15 protein-coding genes are annotated in these 16,097 nt (G+C 60.0%); 7 read left to right on the forward strand and 8 right to left on the reverse strand.

What is annotated here, in order from left to right:
• Positions 1–63: 63 nt before the first annotated feature.
• The 4 genes from BMX07_RS07415 to BMX07_RS25050 all read left to right on the forward strand — a co-directional run bounded on the left by BMX07_RS07415 (position 64) and on the right by BMX07_RS25050 (position 2,113).
• Positions 64–540 carry an Lrp/AsnC family transcriptional regulator gene (locus BMX07_RS07415; RefSeq protein WP_090616196.1) on the forward strand — a complete coding sequence of 159 codons (477 nt, stop codon included), beginning with the start codon at positions 64–66 and terminating at the stop codon, positions 538–540.
• Between the two features lie 170 nt (positions 541–710).
• Positions 711–968, forward strand: coding sequence for a DdfA family disk-determining factor (locus BMX07_RS07420; protein ID WP_090617195.1), 258 nt, complete (start codon positions 711–713; stop codon positions 966–968).
• Positions 969–1,443: 475 nt separating this feature from the next.
• On the forward strand, positions 1,444–1,719 hold the full coding sequence (locus BMX07_RS25045) for an AAA family ATPase (RefSeq protein ID WP_090616203.1): 276 nt from the start codon (positions 1,444–1,446) through the stop codon (positions 1,717–1,719).
• 217 nt (positions 1,720–1,936) lie between these two features.
• Complete coding sequence (locus BMX07_RS25050; RefSeq protein ID WP_245742072.1) at positions 1,937–2,113, forward strand: hypothetical protein; 177 nt, start codon at positions 1,937–1,939, stop codon at positions 2,111–2,113.
• Between the two features lie 241 nt (positions 2,114–2,354).
• Here the strand turns inward: BMX07_RS25050 and BMX07_RS07430 are convergent, their stop codons facing one another.
• The 3 genes from BMX07_RS07430 to BMX07_RS07435 all read right to left on the reverse strand — a co-directional run bounded on the left by BMX07_RS07430 (position 2,355) and on the right by BMX07_RS07435 (position 5,752).
• Entirely contained in the window at positions 2,355–4,391 is a 2,037-nt protein-coding gene (locus BMX07_RS07430; protein WP_090616207.1) for a histidine kinase N-terminal 7TM domain-containing protein, read from the reverse strand.
• A gap of 322 nt (positions 4,392–4,713) precedes the next feature.
• Entirely contained in the window at positions 4,714–4,884 is a 171-nt protein-coding gene (locus BMX07_RS24320; protein ID WP_175480080.1) for a hypothetical protein, read from the reverse strand.
• Between the two features lie 247 nt (positions 4,885–5,131).
• Positions 5,132–5,752 carry a universal stress protein gene (locus BMX07_RS07435; protein ID WP_090616211.1) on the reverse strand — a complete coding sequence of 207 codons (621 nt, stop codon included), beginning with the start codon at positions 5,750–5,752 and terminating at the stop codon, positions 5,132–5,134.
• Positions 5,753–5,889: 137 nt separating this feature from the next.
• Here BMX07_RS07435 and BMX07_RS07440 point away from each other — a divergent pair, with 137 nt between their 5' ends.
• The 3 genes from BMX07_RS07440 to BMX07_RS07450 all read left to right on the forward strand — a co-directional run bounded on the left by BMX07_RS07440 (position 5,890) and on the right by BMX07_RS07450 (position 9,223).
• Positions 5,890–6,714 (forward strand): DUF6159 family protein, encoded by an 825-nt coding sequence (locus BMX07_RS07440; protein WP_090616215.1) that lies wholly within the window; start codon positions 5,890–5,892, stop codon positions 6,712–6,714.
• Positions 6,715–6,854: 140 nt separating this feature from the next.
• A complete protein-coding gene (locus BMX07_RS07445) occupies positions 6,855–8,423 on the forward strand; it encodes a long-chain-fatty-acid--CoA ligase (protein ID WP_090616218.1) in 1,569 nt (522 codons plus the stop codon).
• A complete protein-coding gene (locus BMX07_RS07450) occupies positions 8,423–9,223 on the forward strand; it encodes an enoyl-CoA hydratase/isomerase family protein (RefSeq protein ID WP_090616223.1) in 801 nt (266 codons plus the stop codon). Before BMX07_RS07445 ends, BMX07_RS07450 begins: the two co-directional genes overlap by 1 nt.
• 421 nt (positions 9,224–9,644) lie before the next feature.
• Here the strand turns inward: BMX07_RS07450 and BMX07_RS07455 are convergent, their stop codons facing one another.
• The 5 genes from BMX07_RS07455 to BMX07_RS07475 form a co-directional block, all read right to left on the reverse strand.
• A complete protein-coding gene (locus BMX07_RS07455) occupies positions 9,645–11,471 on the reverse strand; it encodes an alpha/beta hydrolase (RefSeq protein WP_090616226.1) in 1,827 nt (608 codons plus the stop codon).
• 267 nt (positions 11,472–11,738) lie between these two features.
• Positions 11,739–12,194 carry a dCTP deaminase/dUTPase family protein gene (locus tag BMX07_RS07460; RefSeq protein ID WP_090617197.1) on the reverse strand — a complete coding sequence of 152 codons (456 nt, stop codon included), beginning with the start codon at positions 12,192–12,194 and terminating at the stop codon, positions 11,739–11,741.
• Between the two features lie 879 nt (positions 12,195–13,073).
• Positions 13,074–13,907 (reverse strand): hypothetical protein, encoded by an 834-nt coding sequence (locus tag BMX07_RS23685; RefSeq protein ID WP_139210840.1) that lies wholly within the window; start codon positions 13,905–13,907, stop codon positions 13,074–13,076.
• Positions 13,908–14,219: 312 nt separating this feature from the next.
• Positions 14,220–15,062, reverse strand: a complete 843-nt coding sequence (locus BMX07_RS07470; protein WP_090616233.1) for an ABC transporter permease subunit — start codon at positions 15,060–15,062, stop codon at positions 14,220–14,222.
• Positions 15,059–15,970 (reverse strand): ABC transporter ATP-binding protein, encoded by a 912-nt coding sequence (locus tag BMX07_RS07475; protein ID WP_090616236.1) that lies wholly within the window; start codon positions 15,968–15,970, stop codon positions 15,059–15,061. The genes BMX07_RS07470 and BMX07_RS07475 overlap by 4 nt, the downstream gene beginning before the upstream one ends.
• Between the last annotated feature and the right edge of the window lie 127 nt (positions 15,971–16,097).

Consider the following 16,097-nt stretch of genomic DNA (forward strand, 5'->3'; position numbering starts at 1 on the left):
ATCGACCCCGCCTATGCTACACAGTAACAAGAACTATTTCAGACGCAGGAGCGTGGGCCACCTATGACGGACACCAGTCTGGACGAGGTTGATCGGGCCATCCTCCGGGCACTTCAAGAGGACGCACGACACCACACGAACGCCGAGATCAGCGAGCGGGTGGACGTCTCCGCAACCACCGTCGGCAAGCGCATTGCCGCGCTCGAAGAACAGGGGGTTATCCAGGGCTATCGAACGGAAATCGACTACGAGGTGGCTGGCTACCCGCTGCTTGTCCTGTTTATCTGTACGGCCCCGATTGCCGACCGCGAACGCCTACTCCGGGAGACATTCGACTTTGATGGGGTCGTGAACGTCCGCGAGTTAATGACCGGAGTGAATAACGTCCACATCCTCGTCGCTGGCACAGCCACCGACGAGATCACGCGGATCGCCCACCAAATCGATGAACTGGGATTCAACGTGAACGACGAGATCCTGCTGCGCAACGAGTACAACGAGCCGTCGGCCCACTTTGAGCCCGGTGTCGCCGACGAGTGACCGGTCACGCGAGCCACCAGCTTCAGAATCGGTCATCGAGGGCATTTATTGCGTGCGTTTCCATCGGTACGCCAGGATCGTTCGCGTTTGGGGTTTGTTACGATGGAATCGAAGGAACAAATTCCAATGTTCTTATAGTGAAACAAAGCGTGGAGGTAGCTGTGAATCATATGCCCGTTGTATCACCCGTGCAAACGAAGTTGCCGAGCATCGCTATCGTCGAATCCGTGGCTGCCCACGAAGGCGTCGATCCCGTAGACCTTGAGGTGCCACTGTACGACGTAATTGATCCTGACGCGCTGGACACCCTCCTCCAGGGAGCGAGCAAGGATGAACCCACCGAGCCGCTCGAGATCGAATTTACCTACGTCGGCTACGACGTGACCGTGACCCGTGACGGCGCCGTCCACGTTACCGAATCTGGATAACCGTTACGTATGCCTGTGGTCGCATCATACAAACTGGAGTGTACCGACTGCTCCTTTCAAACAATCGTCGTCGGCGAGTACGAGACGGTCCTGGTCAAGGTCGAAGCCCACCAGGAAAACACAGGCCGGACCGCTTGACCACTTCGTGAACGACCACTGCCGACGGTGAGGAACCGACCCTGGCCAAGTTGGGGGGACCCGCATCGATAGGCTGGATTTTCTTCTGAGTGACTCCCTCGGAACAGGAACTGGCAGCTCTCTGTCGAACAATATCAACGCTGACGCTACGAAGCTAACTCCGTGCGAGATACGTACCCTGTACTGTATTCAGCAAGGTTAGTTCAGCAAGGTTAGATACGCAGATCTACTGAACGGCTGTTTCACTCTCAGTTGCATTTAGAAGGGTTCAACAAAGCCAGTTATTTCGAAACGACGCCCATTACGGCTTTTATACTACCAATCGAAATAGTCAGGTATGATTGACTCTCGGTGGGTCTTTGACGACGCATATCCGACCGAGATCCTCCATCGCTACGAAGAGCTCAACGGCCTCTCGCGGTTGCTCAAACCCGCAACGATCGGCCATCGGGCAGACGATGTCCTGATCTACGGTCCCTCGGGCGTGGGGAAGACCGCGACCGCCCGGCGAATGCTTCGCGATCTCCGCCAGCGGGCCAAGGTCAGTTCGGCGCTGATCGAATGCTCAAGCAAGACGGGCAACGAAATCCTCCACGAAGCGATCGAGAAGTAGCCCACGGGTCCGGTCGTCCACAGAAACTAGCCGCGGGCGGAACTCGTCGCGACGCTCGAGAAGATCGTCACCGAGCCGTTGATCGTCGTCCTCGACGAGGCTGATATCATCCCCGACCTCGAGGTTCTTGAAGGTCCATTCTCGGTCGAGCTCCGCCGGCCCGGCCTTCACGATCGCGCGCCGGCAAGATCGTCTCCGATCCCGACGGCGGTGAACAATGGTGACCCAGGAGTATGCCGACGCTCGCCACGCCGACGAGTCACTCGACGAGGGTGTGGCCAACGACGTCGCCTTCCGAAAGCTCACCTACGGGCTTGCTGGCGACGATATCGACCCGACCGAGTGTGGCCCCGTCGAGGCAGCCCAGGCGTCGTCGAACTCAGTGACACGGTAACCAAGATGAGACGGGCAGCGGAGTGCTACCGGGACGTCGCTCGAAAGACTGCGGCGAAGCGAGAACGGGTGGTAGTCTGGCTAGTGACTTCGTTGTGGTGCGATATCGGGAGTTGGCGAGGACCGTCCGTCTCGGAGCGGCAGATCGTGCCGTGCAACGACCAAATTCAGTTCCTCGCCATGTGAGGCGTGTCTCCCTCTTGCCATTGCTTGCAGGGTTTCCTGTACTTCCTCTTGTGGCCTCAGGACGAGGGAGACGTAATGAATTCGAATCGAGTACCACGATCCTCACTTTCGGTGACTTGGATCGACCAACCGTGACCGTCGACGATTTGACTGACGATGGCGAGACCGAATCCGGTCCCGCTCTCACTCGTGGTGTGACCGAACTCGAAAATGCCCTGTCTGTCGCCGTCAGGAATTCCAGGACCGTCATCTTCGACGAAGAATCCATGCGCACACGTTTCAGCTCGCACGTGGACGGCTGGTCCACAGTGCTCGATTGCATTACGAAAGAGATTTTCGAGCAAGCGGAGGAGCCGGTCCTCGTCGGCGACGATCGATCGATCACTAGCTACGGATAGCGACGCATCGGCAGTATCGACGTTTTTCCACGCCTGTTTGACAGCGCGCGTAAAATCGATCGGTTCGGTATCAGTGATCACGTCTCCGTCGCGGGCCAAAAGGAGTACATCACCGAGTATCGATTCGATTCGATCGTGTGCTATTTCGATATCGTCGTGGAACTCACACTCGACGCGTTCGCTGGCCGCCTCGAGGTAGCCTTGCGCGACAGCCAGAGGGTTACGCAAGTCATGACTGAGGATGCCCGCAAATCGGTCCAGCTGTTCGTTTTTCTGGCGTAGCTCTCGCTCGCGCCTTTTGCGTTCTGTGATGTCACGGGTGTTTAATACGAACCCGTCGACGAATGGCTCGCCAAGCAGGTTTCTACCGATGGTTTCGACTTCACGCCACGCGCCGTCAGCGTCACGAAGCCTGTATTCTTCACGCCGGATTGAGTCCTGTTGTGTGAGGGACTCTCGGAACACGTCTTTGATTCGGGTTCGGTCTTCGGGATGCACATATTCGAGGTAGAACTGCCCAGTGAGGTCCGATTGATCATACCCCAGGACGGTCGATACTGACGGACTCTGATAATGTACGATTCCGTTTCTATCAACCATGGTGATGAGGTCCGACGCGTTCTCGATGTACGCCTGATACCGCTGTTCGACGGCGTGTTGGCTTGTGACATCGCGTAAAAGAAGCAGCCGAAAATGTCCTTCACCTGAGAGTGGCTGGACCTGTACGTCGAATAATCGTCGCCCGTCTCCGCTATCCACGGAAATTTCGTTATGATCTGTTGATGAGTCCGCACGAATTATCGACGCAACGTCCGGAAGCACCGTGGTAACGTTACGGCCGATTACGGACCGGGGACCGTCTCTTGAGACCATTTTACGAACTGCTTCGTTAGCGTCTCGGATTCGGTCGGTGTCGTCAATGACGAGGAACCCATCGCGCATGTTTTCGACAACCGCAGTACGGGCGACTGGTTGAATATCCAGCAAGTGGTGCCGATAGACCGTAACTGCGTATACAAGCCCCGAGACGACGAACGCGACCGGCGTAAAATCGATCCCTTCGATCGGTCCCAGTTCGAGAAACCACACAATGTTCGCAAAAATCGGAACGAGAATCGCGATCAACACCGCGATAGCCTGGACTTTGTAGACTCGTCGGGAGTTGTAGGCCATCCTCAGCAAAAACCCGGCGGCGACGATCAGGAGGCTGTACAAGTACAGAACGTGAATGAGCCCGATCGGGCCGAACGAACGATCTAGTACGATGAGTCCTGAAACGGAGACGGTTTCGGCGGACTGGGTGTACAGATTTTGATACCGGGTCACCAACAATACGAAAGCGAAAATAGGTTCAATTGCCACCAGAAGCAGGGTTCTGCGGGAAAGCCATTTTTCATAGCCAGTGTACGCGATAGCGAACGAGAATATAGACACCACTACCAGTACAGAGCCAATCCATGCTACCGTAAACCAGGCCAGCTTCGTTTGCAACGAAACACTCAATACCTGTATTGCGTATGCACCCGACCAGAGCGCAGATCCGACGTTGAGGCCGACAAACGCTCTGACGCTGGGCTCACGCAACGAATCTGGCTTTGCGACGATCGTATAGGTGGCTATTCCGCTGGCGATGAGCGTCGACAGGAAGAGAATCCAGATGTATGGAATTACTTCGGGAATATATTGTAAATTCATAATACGTTGCCCAGCGCTTAATTATTCTCGTGGTGCCATACCCGTTTTGGCCAGATTCATCAGGAATGTGATTTGATCACGGTTATTCTGAATCCAGCGAAGACGACTATCGATTGAGTTATTTCACGCATTCAGGAATTCCGAGCTTTTGGGATTCTCTCTTTCCTAGAATATAAATTCTCGAATACGACGCCGATCGAACTGCGAAGAACGTCGACGTTCGATCGGCGTCAAAACCGGAATACAGAGCAACAGAGCGAACTCGCCCGTGACCGAGTCCTCGAGCGAAAGCGTGGACGAGTTCGATGGGGCCGTCAGCGGTCTACCACAGTCCGAGCCGATGACCCACTGCGATGAACGCAAACAGCAGCAACGCTAACAGCAGCAGTGCCGACACTTCGGGGGATTTGATCGCCTGCAGCATGTTCGCGGACCAGACGGTTCCCGCCTGGCTCCGACCGGTCGTCCAGTTCCTCCCCTCACTGTTTGCCATGGTATGTCATAGAATGGCGATCACTAAAAGATGTTCATAGTCGCAGTATCATGTTCTCGATGACAGTACGTGACCTAATAGCACGGTCGTTCGACACGATTTCGCTCGAGTCGGCGTTCCGGTATCGCAAGCGTCCTCTCTCACCCGCCGTGGAATCGGAGGCTGCGCGCTTTTCGGAGCGGCGTGTGCGGAACAGCCGGCCGGCAACCGAGGGCGGCCGTGGGGCACCGATCCGATCGCGGGAGTCCTAGTCGGTCCGCGTCCTGTCCGCGACCCGCGCCTCGCTGGTCACGGCGTCGACGTGGACGTGAACGGGTCCGGTGTCGGTCTCGAGCGGGACGATCCAGGAGGCGCTGGTCCGGTGGGGGTCCTCGCGGACGCTGACCCGCTCGTACCCCTCGTTCTCGGCCGTCCGTCGGGCGATCCGTGCCGCCTCGTCGGCGTCCTCGATCCGGAGCTCGTCCGTCAGCCGGACGGTCACGACCGGCACGTCCGCCATCCGGACGACCCGTTCGGTGACGCTACCGACCAGCACCCGGTCGAGCCCGGTTCGGCCCTGTGTTCCCATGACGATCATGTCGATCCCGTGGTCGTCCGCGTACGCGAGGATCTCCTCGTGAGGAACGCCCCGTTCGACCGCAGTGACGGTGTCGACGCCCTCTCGCGTCGCTTCGGTCTCGACGCGCTCGACCGCCCGTTCGGCGGCCGGGATCGCTTCGTCCGTCTGGAGCGTCCCGAGCGGTCCCTCGGGGACGACCGACAGCGCGTGAATCGTCGCGTCGAACCGACTCGCGATCGTCACCCCGTGGTTGATCGACCGGCGAGTTCCGTCGCTCCCGTCCGTCGGGATGAGGACGTCCTGGTACATGACACGCGAAATTGGGGATGCGGCCGTAAATACCTTCGAATCCGTCTCCAGCACGGACCGTCGCCACATCGCCTCGAGCGCGGCCCAGTGGTTGAGTGACCGACAGGAATATATATCTTAGCTAACGAGTATGAAATATGTCCGGACGATATCGACGCGGGCTGGCGGTCGTCGACGCCAGCCTCGGCGTGTTTCGGGACCGCCCCCGTCTCGCGATTCTCCCGCTCTCGAGCCTCGTACTCGTCGGGTGCGCGTACGCGGCGATCGGCGTGGCGATACTGCACTACGGGCTCGTGGAGGCGGTGTTCACGAACAGAATCGTCAAGTACGGCGTCATGTTCGCCGGGCTCGCCGTCTCCTCCGGCGTCGGCGTTTTCTTCAACGCCGCGGTGGTCCACTGTGCGGCCGGACACTTCGCCGGCGAGGAGGTGACGGTCGGCGACGGGCTGGCCGCCGCGTGGCGCGCTCGCAGCCGGATCGCGAAGTGGGCGCTCCTGTCTGCGACCGTCGGCACCGTCCTCTACATCGCCGAGGATAACGTCCCCGGAGTCGGAACGATCACCCGCTCGATCCTCGAACTGACCTGGGGGCTCCTGACGTTTTTCGCGGTTCCGGTGATCGTCACGGATCGCACCGACGCGCTCCGGTCGGACCTGCGACGGAGCGGCACCGCCTTTTCCCGGACGTGGGGTGAGAGCGTCAGTGCGACGTTCGGTATCGGGCTGGCGCTGTTGCCGGCGACGCTCGCCGGGATCTTCCTCCTCGGGGTTGCGTACCTCTCGATGACGGGCGTTGCCGCGACCCTCACTGGTGTGATCGGTGGACTGCTTCTGGTCGCGACGATCGTCATCGCCCAGGTTCTCGGCATGGTCGTTCGGACCGCACTCTACCGGTACGCGACCACCGGCGAGCGAGTCGGTCCACTCGAGGAGCTCGAGCCGGACGCGATCCTCTCCGAGTAACGCGTTCGCGCGAGTGTGTGTCGAACGTCGAGTGAAACTCGTCCGTCCTCAGCGCCGCTTATCGCTGGTAAGGAAAGTCGGCCCTCTCGCCGAACGATGTAAATCTTTTTTACGATACACGCAAACGTACCGCACGGACTATGACAAATCTTGTCACTAATCTTGCGGCTGCCGTGGAGGAACACGGTGATAACACCGCAATCGGATTTCAGGGCTCCGAAACGAGCTACGACGAGTTCTGGGGACAGACGGGGGCGTTCGCGACCGCGCTCGAGGAACGGGGACTCGGCGCGGGCGACCGGGTCGCGCTCTATCTGCCGAACGTGCCGCCGTTCCTGATCGCCTTCCACGGGACGCTTCGCGCCGGCGGAGTCGTCGTCCCGATGAATCCACAGTACAAGGCGAGAGAGATCGGGCACCTGCTCGGCGACAGCGAGGCGAAAGTCGTCGTCGCGCTGGCGGACCTCGTCCCCTTCGTCACGGAGGTGCAGGACGAGACCAGCGTCGAGCACGTGGTCAGCATCGGCGGCGACGCGGAGGGTGCAACCCCGCTCGAGGAGTTCCTCGAGCCGGGCGATCCCGAGGTCACCGCTCGCGACGACGACGACGTCGCGGTGCAGCCGTACACCTCGGGAACGACCGGGCAGCCGAAGGGCGTTCAGCTCACCCACGACAACCTCGCGTCGAACGCAAACGCGGCGTCGAAGCTCATTCCCGACGGGATTCGACCTGACGACAGGACCCTCGGCGTGTTGCCGCTGTTTCACATCTACGGGATGACCGTCGTGATGAACACGTCGCTGTTCAACGGCGCCGCGTACTACCCGATGGCCGCGTGGGACGCACAGGAGGCCGTCTCCCTCATCGAGGACGAGGAGCTGACGATCTTGCACGGCGTGCCGGCGATGTACAACGACATCATCAACCAGCCCGACGCCGAGGAGTTCGACATGTCGTCGCTGCGGCTCTGTGGCGTCGGCGGCTCCGGGATCCCCGTCGAGGTCCTGCGCCGGTTCGAAGAGCTCTACGAGCCGAAGATCTACGAGGGGTACGGGCTCACCGAGACCAGTCCGATCACCCACTTCAACAGCCCGCTCGAGGGCCGCCGGGTCGGCAGCGTGGGGAAGACAGTCCCGGGCGTCGACTCGAAGGTCGTCGACGAGGACTTCGAGGAGGTGCCACCGGTCGAGGAGGGGCCGATCGACGAGGAGAACGCCGACCTCCGCGAGATCACCGGCGAGATCGTCGTCGCCGGGCGGAACGTGATGAAAGGCTACTACGGCCTGCCCGACGCCAACGAGGAGGTGTTCACCGAGGAGGGTGGCCGCCGCTGGTTCCACACCGGCGATATCGGCTACAGGGACGAAGACGGCTTCTTCTACGTCGTCGACCGCGAGAAACACATGATCGTCACCGGCGGCTACAACGTCTATCCGCGCGAGGTCGAGGAGCTCCTCTTCGAGCATCCCGACGTCGCCGACGCCGCGGTGGCCGGCATCCCCGACGAACGCCGCGGGGAGACCGTCAAGGCGTTCATCGTCCGAACGCCGGATGCCGACGTCACCGAGGACGAGATCAAGGAGTACTGCCTGACCAACCTCGCGGAGTACAAACACCCGCGCGAGGTCGAATTCGTCGACGAACTGCCCCGGACCACGACCGGGAAAGTGCAGAAGTTCAAGCTCCGCGAACAGGAGGGAGGTGAATAATGACACTTGGTGACGACGTCCTCCTCGAGATCGAAGACGAGGGGGTCGCGACGATTACGCTCAACCAGCCGGACCGACGAAACCCCCTCTCGGAGGGGATCAGTGCGGGACTCACCGAGGCGTTCGACGAGATCGAAGACAGCGACGCCCGCTGCGTGATCGTCGAGGGATCGGGCGGGTCGTTCTCGGCCGGCGGCGACATCGAGGCGATGATCGAGGGAATCGAAAACGAGGTCCCCGCAGACGAACGGGTCCGCACGCTCGAGCGGTCGACGAACGAACTGATGCGGCGGCTGATCGACTTCCCGGTGCCGACGGTCGCGGCCATCGACGGCCCCGCCGTCGGTGCCGGTGCGAACCTGGCGCTGGCCTGTGACATGCAACTCGCCACCGAGGACGCCGTCTTCGGCTTCGTCTTCCGGCAGGTCGGCCTGAGCGTCGACGCCGGCACCTCCTACCTGCTCCCCCGGGTCGTCGGGGAAAACGTCGCGAAGGAACTCGTCCTCACGGGCGACATCATCGGCGCGGATCGCGCCCACGACCTCGGGCTGGTCAACCACGTCTACGCCGCCGACGAGTTCGACGAGCAACTCGAAGCGTTCGTCGACAAGATCGTCTCCGGCCCGCCGATCGCGCTCCGTCACGCCAACCGCCTCCTCGGCGAGGGCCTCGAGAAGTCACTCGGACAGGCCCTGACCGACGAGGCGACGGCGCAGGGACTCGTCTTCGAGACCGCGGACCACGAAGAGGGCGTCAGCGCCTTCTTCGAGGACCGCGATCCCGAGTACGAAGGACGGTAGGCCGGTCACCGCCGGTGCCGACGTGAGTTGCCGTCTGCTGCCGGTGGCCGGACTAACCGGATGGTCCGTGATCACCGAAAACGGTATGACGGTTCGGTCACGGCGTCGCTCCACACGGTTTCGGATCGACTCGTCTCCGGAATTATTTCCGTTCCTCCATTGAGGTATGTTCCCATGTCGCCGTTCCCATCCCGTGCCCCGATACGGTCACCAACCGGAATTGCAGTCGGTCTCCTGTGGCTAGTGGGCACCGGATACGGTATCGTTAGCGCCGGTTCTATCCTCGTCTTTTCGATTCTCCCGATCGCCCTCGTCGTCGCTCTCGCTTCCCTGTCTCTCTGTTATCGACTGGTCGTCGCAATCGAACACATCGCCGACGAATCGAGCGAAAGCCACTCGGCGCGGCGCAACAGCGGAGTCCCTACAGCGGCGCGACGTGAATCGGGCTCGTGGCGACGATCAGCCACGTCACGAGCAGTCCGGTCAGAACGCCACCGGTCAGCGACGAGTCGGTCAGCCGCGTGGTGGCCGTCGCGACGACGGTCGCGACCACGAGGGTCCCCGTCGCGGTAATCGCCGTGATCGCCAGCGGACCTGCACTCGGAACGGGCATCCCGTAGCCGAGGAACAGCGGTACGTACTGGACGGCGAGGAAGACGACAAGTCCGCCGCAGGTGACTGCGAGTGCTCGGCCGAGCGCTCGAGGGAGCGATTTCGAGCCGCCGACGCCGACGCCGACGACGCTCTCGAGGCCGGCGGCGAAGGCGACGGCAGCGGCCGTGATCGGGAGGACGTACACCGCAAGCGAGATCCATCGGAGGGCCGACAGCGGACTGAACCCGATCATCCAGGCGTCGAGCGCACCGCCGGCGACGGCGTCAGCGACGGCTGCGATGGCGTACAGTGCACCACTACCAGCGACGGCTGCCAGCAGTGCACGACCCGCTGTGGATCGGTCCGGACGGAGCGCCCGAAGCGACGCCCGATCGACGCCGCCGTGTCGCCAGCGAACGATGCCGGCGGCGAGCGCGATGGTGCCGGCGATCCAGAGGACGTAGCCGTGCGTGAGTTGCTGGTGGGTCAGCCGAGTCGTCGGAACGACGACGGTTCCGATCGCGTACAGCGGGTAGATCGTCAGCGCAGGAAGCGCCGAGAGGCCGAGGGTCGTGGACCGGGCGACCCTGCTTTCGGCGTCGCGATCGGCTCGAGTCGCCCGACCAGCCGTATCGCCCGTCCGACGCCAGACGAGTGCGGTTACTCCGACCCCGACGACGAGGCCGCCGAGGAGCGCGAGCGCGTGGCCGATCGAGGCCCAGTACCAGCGCTGGTCGTCGACGGAGGGCTCCTCGGCACCGCCGGTCGTGCGTTCGATCCACTCGACGGTGTCCCCGACCGCCGTCGTCGACCGGTGCATTCCGCTGTGGATCGTCGGCGGTGCGGTGTACGTTCGTGCGGTGCCGTCCTCGATCGAACCGTAGGTCGTCCCCGGTTCGATCGCCGAGGCGGTCGGGAACGCACCCGCCATTTTGTCGCCCTCGTTGACGTCGCCCGGCACCGACTCGTTCCACATGGCTGGACTGAACTCGTCGTAGGGCGCGTAGACGACGGCCATGTTCCGTGGGAACGTCTCGTTCGCCCCCGGTGCGCCCGAGAACCCCCACGTCGAACCGATCAGCGTGAGCGACTGATAGCCGTCCGGATGGGCCTCGGCGGCCGCCAGCGAGGCGAAGCCGCCCATGGAGTGTCCTGCCAGTGCGACCCGACTCTCGTCGACCGTCTCGAGCGAGCGCGTGTACTCGAGGCTCGCGGGGCCGCCCCAGCCGTCCGCGAACGCCGGCGGGTCGGAGCCGCCGTGGCCGGGCTGGTCGACCGTGACGGCGACGTAGCCCCGATCGGCGAGTTCGGTCGCGAAACTGGACATCGTCCCGCGATGACCGGTATAGCCGTGGATCAACAGCGCCGCGGGTGCGGGATCGTCCGGACTCGCACCGACGGGCTCGTAGACGGTCGCCGACAGCTCGAGCCCCGACTCGGTCTCGATGGTCGTCTCGCGGACGTCGACGTCGCCACTGCTGGTGGTCGCCCAGTTGCCGACTCCCGTTCCCCCGACGACGAGCAACAGACCGACGACGATCGCGACCAGTAGTCGTCGCGTCCCGATTCCCCCGCTCCCCGATCGGAGACGTCCGGAACTCCCGGCCCCGTCCGGATCGGCGTCGATCGATTCGCGCGTATTCGACTCGCTCATCGTGTATGAAACGTGAGACGTGACATACGAATGTATCGAATCAGCGCCCGAAATAAACGCTGTTCGGAGAACGCGGGTTTACTGACTGGTGTCGAGAGACGGTGCAGCCTCGAGTGGCGAACGCAATCACGGGCTGAACGGATTCGCAGTCTTCACTTCGACGACGGGAGCGAGACGGGTACGGATGGGCCGCACGGCTGGTCCGTTTCCGGTCGTGGAGAAAGACCGTCTCGAATCCGTCGCAGAGAGGGATGGTCTCGGGCCGGTTTACTCGGATGGCACTGACCCGGTCCCGATCGGCACGAGCGACGACACTCGCGCGTTCTCCTTTATTTTGAGCCCGCCATCGGCGACCGTCAGCGGGATCAACGGCAGGTGATCTCGGACCTGCATCGAGGGATGTGAGCCACCGCGGGCCAGCAACTCGTTGCGCGGCTGGAGCTGTGCCGGTTCCGCGAGGTCGGTGAGGAACTCGTTGTGCTGGATCACGTACTGGCCGCCGTCGAGGTGCCACCAGCCGAACTCGTCGTGCGGATGCTCGAGTTCCGTCGGGATCGGCTCGAGGTCGGCGTCCGCGAGTTCGTCGCCGCCGAAGTCGAGACGGCCGGGGGCGGCCACCTCGTAGACGGCGCTGACCGTCAGATCGATCCCGTGGTCGGAGATCTGTATCGGTTCGTACACCAGGTTGTCGACGGAATCGGCGAGGGGATGGTCGGCGGACATATCGAGTGGTACGACGGTTCCGAGCGTCAAAAAGGATACTGTCACACCGTCGCGAGTATCGAAAGGTATCGACCGCTCGAAGCGGGTCGAGGACGATCGCGTTTCGCTCGAGCCTCACCATTCCAATCGAATTGGCAGGATTAAAATCGCAGTCTAGCGAGCGCTGCTGCGTTTGTTGGTGCAACTGTACGATCCATCCACCGACGGCCCCTCGAACGTCCTCGGGAAGAAGTATTCCCTGGCCAATTCCTTGTTTTCTAACACGAAAAGGATCCACTTGATAAGAAACAACGATGTGGAGAACAGAGAAGCGTCATGAAAGCCCCCAATTTTCGCCAGAGTACATCCAAACGGTTACTAGTTCAACGGTGCTCCTTAGCTCAGATGAACTAACAGATTTGCTACTTCTCAAACGTCTATTGGCTAAGTATCTCCTAAGCTGAGTGAGGAATATTTATTACCCATATAGTTTAAATATATCTATGGTGAAGCAATAAGATGGCTGGCTACCAGATATCTAAGGAAACGAAGAAATTGCTCGAAAATTTACTTTTTGGAGCTAGCGGCATCGTGTTTACTTTTCTGATTGTCGGGGATATAATGGAGTACGTGGCCCTTATTTCTGATCGCTATCCGATGGTCCTTACAGGATCGTTGTTCGCTGTTTTCTCATTTTATTTTTTTGAGATTACAAAATGGGGATCAAAAATCGATAAGCGATTCCGAAAGTCGATGATTTTTACGGCGGTTACATTAGTTATATTGTTTATATCCGTGGCTTATATCGTGATAAGTACAGAAGTTGTTACCCGCTCCTCGGTCGTCGTCTTCCTGATTGGGTATTCCCTAATGTTACCGATAATATCGTTGGTCGCTTATTTACGGTGAACCCGGGCCATACGATGAATCTGGGCCGCAGACCTCGTGCTCCACGAGCTCCGACGAGTCACAGAGATTACAATTCTCTTCATCTGCTACCTGCCAAATCCATACTCCTCCCTCTGCTAAACAAAGTATGACCCCAGCCCATCCACCACTTATTACGGCCAGTCCACAGCCACCATAAGCAAGTCCAATTGATGCGACGCAACTCCAATTAACATTATTACACTCTTCTGAAATATACTCTACACAATTTTCTCCATCAAGCGAGTCCTGGGTACTGATGTCAGATTTTGATGATATCTCCCTCGTATTTCCATCCGCATCGCCAATGCTCAACGCTGACTCCGTAACTTTTCCGTTATTCTCAAACAGGCGTGTTTGTGTCTTCGCCGTATCATCAAGAATAGTTAACACACATCCGGGGGCAGAATTACTTTCTTTATTGTTCCATGTTAAGAAGATGGACGAACTGTTTTCCGAATGCCGGTTCTTTTTCAGCCGGGAGTAATTGACTGTCACAACTCGGTATTGGTTTTTCCCGGCGTCCGTTTTATTAGACTCGCTAACCTGAAATACGCTCCCTGTCTCCAATTCAGGATAGATCGGTTCATCGATATTGTCCTGTAACCGCTGAGCCTCTTCAGAAAAAATCACATCAAAAAGAATGTTTCGTTTTTTATGACCCTCTATTTTTTCTACGGTGCGATTTTTTTCGATTGCTGTCGCTCCTCCGGACAGACCTACAATTGACAAGCCTGCTAGACTAGCCGATCGGAGAACGTTTCTTCTGTTCAACGACCTTCTCTTACCTTTTTCTTTCATCTTCACACAATAGTTAAAGCACCAACTATATATAACTTTCTGGGTGGAAACCACAAAGAATTAGTGGGCATTCTGATATTGGTGCCACTGATGTCGGCTTCATCCACCAGGTCAAACCCTATAGCATCCGCCTCTCACCGCCTGTAAAGCCGTTGTGATGATAGGGCCAGCGTATGTCTCGGCTCGAGATCGAATGACTATCGGCCACCTGTCGCATCCATCGTGTTCTGCAGCGATCCGTCTCCGGACAACGACACGCTGTTTTCGGCCAACGGTAAGCGAATCCACCCTATAGGGGCGGGTTTCCGCGCTGTACTGCTATGAGAGTTCGGCCCGTTCGAACCGCCAGTAGCCGATCGCGATCGGGATGATTGCCCAAGCGAGCAACATCGCAAACCCGAACAGGTCGGGGCCGTGAACGCTGGCGACCGTTCCGTTCGCAGCGTTTTCGACGAGTTCCGCCATGTTGTATCGCGAACCGTCAAACACGTGAACGGGGTTGAGTCGGGTCGCGTAGAGATACCACGTCGGCCCGTCGGCAGTCACGATATGATCTAACCCCTGCGTGCTCGCGCTCCCGGTGAACAAGAGCGCGAAAATCGGAAGCACGGTCGCTTCCCAGAGCGCCAGAAACAGGACGAACAACCCGACGATAGCGGCGACCGCTCGAGTCTCGCTCGAAACGCTGCTCGAGATGCCGACGGTCATCCCGGTCCACGCGAACCCGTAGAGGAACAGGAGGGCCGCCGCGCCGACCAGTTCGTACGGATTGACGTTCTCGAGTCGCACGAACGAGAGGGCGATCAACGTGACGACCGTGACCGACATGATGACCAGAAAGACGACCATTCGGCCGAGGTACTTGCCGAATACCACGTCGCGACGCCGTCCCGGAAGGCCGAGCAGAATGCGTATTCGCCCCGACGTGCGCTCGCCGACGATCGACTTGTAGCCGAGAACGATCGCGACGAACGGAACGAACATCCCGAACGGATTGATCGCATACAGTATCGGGTTGTTCTCCGCTCGCTCGAGCAACGCTCCCGAGTCGTTCCACGCGAGCACGAGCACGAGCACCATGAGGGAGACGGCACCCCACAGGAGCCGGGATCGACTGGCGTCGGAGATATCCTTGCGCGCGATGGTTCCCATCTTGGTCATGCGTACTCACCCTCGGCGGTGTACTCGCTGAACAGGTCTTCGAGCGATCGGTTCTCGACGTCGATGTCGGTGACTGTGGCTCCGGCGTCCTCGACGCGATCGATAATCGTGGCCTTCATGCTCGGGTCCGAGCAGGAGATCCGGAGCGTTCCGTTGCCGCGTTCGACGCCGGTGACGCCGTCGAGATCGATCAGTCCGGGATCCGCGGGGACCGCATCGACCGACAGAACGAGCAGCGACTCCGCGCCGACGGACTCGTTCAACTCGTCGACCGTCCCCACCTTGCGGAGTTCGCCGTCGTCGATGATCCCGATACGGTCGCAGACCGACTCGACCTGCCCGAGAATGTGACTCGAGAAGAAGACGGCGGTTCCACTGTCGGACTCCTCGCGAACGATCCGTCGAAGCTCCCGTGCACCGTTGGGATCGAGCCCGGAGGACGGTTCGTCGAGGATGAGCACGGACGGGTCACCGACCAGCGCCATCCCGATCGCGAGCCGCTGACGCATCCCCGTCGAGAAGCCCGAGACCGGTTTCTCGCCGTCGGTAGCGAGTCCGACCCGGTCGAGGATACGATCGGGATCGTCGTCGCTTTCGTGCATCTCGACGGCGAACTCGACGTGTTGTCGCCCGGTGAGCCTGTCGTAGAGCTGATAGCCTTCCGGGAGGACGCCGATTCGCTGTCGGATCGCCTGCGGATCTCGTTGCGTGTCGTACCCGAGGATCGAGGCCCGCCCGGCCGTCGGACGGATGAAATCGAGGAGCATATTGATCGTGGTCGACTTTCCGGCGCCGTTCGATCCCAGGAACCCGAAGACCTCACCCTCCTCGACGGTGAGATCGAATTCGTGGACGGCCGTGACCTCTCCGAACCGTTTCGTCAATCCGTGCGTTTCGATCGCAGCCATAGGCGAATCCACTCTCCCAACCCGTTTAATTTCTATTATCCATAAGTATTGGTTTTACGCGTCGCCAGCGGCACACGGACGAGTGAACGAGGGTGAGATCGGATCGGCGCGTCCGCAGAAGCGGTAG

The sequence above is a fragment of the Natrinema salaciae genome (genome assembly GCF_900110865.1).
Lineage (GTDB): Archaea > Halobacteriota > Halobacteria > Halobacteriales > Natrialbaceae > Natrinema > Natrinema salaciae.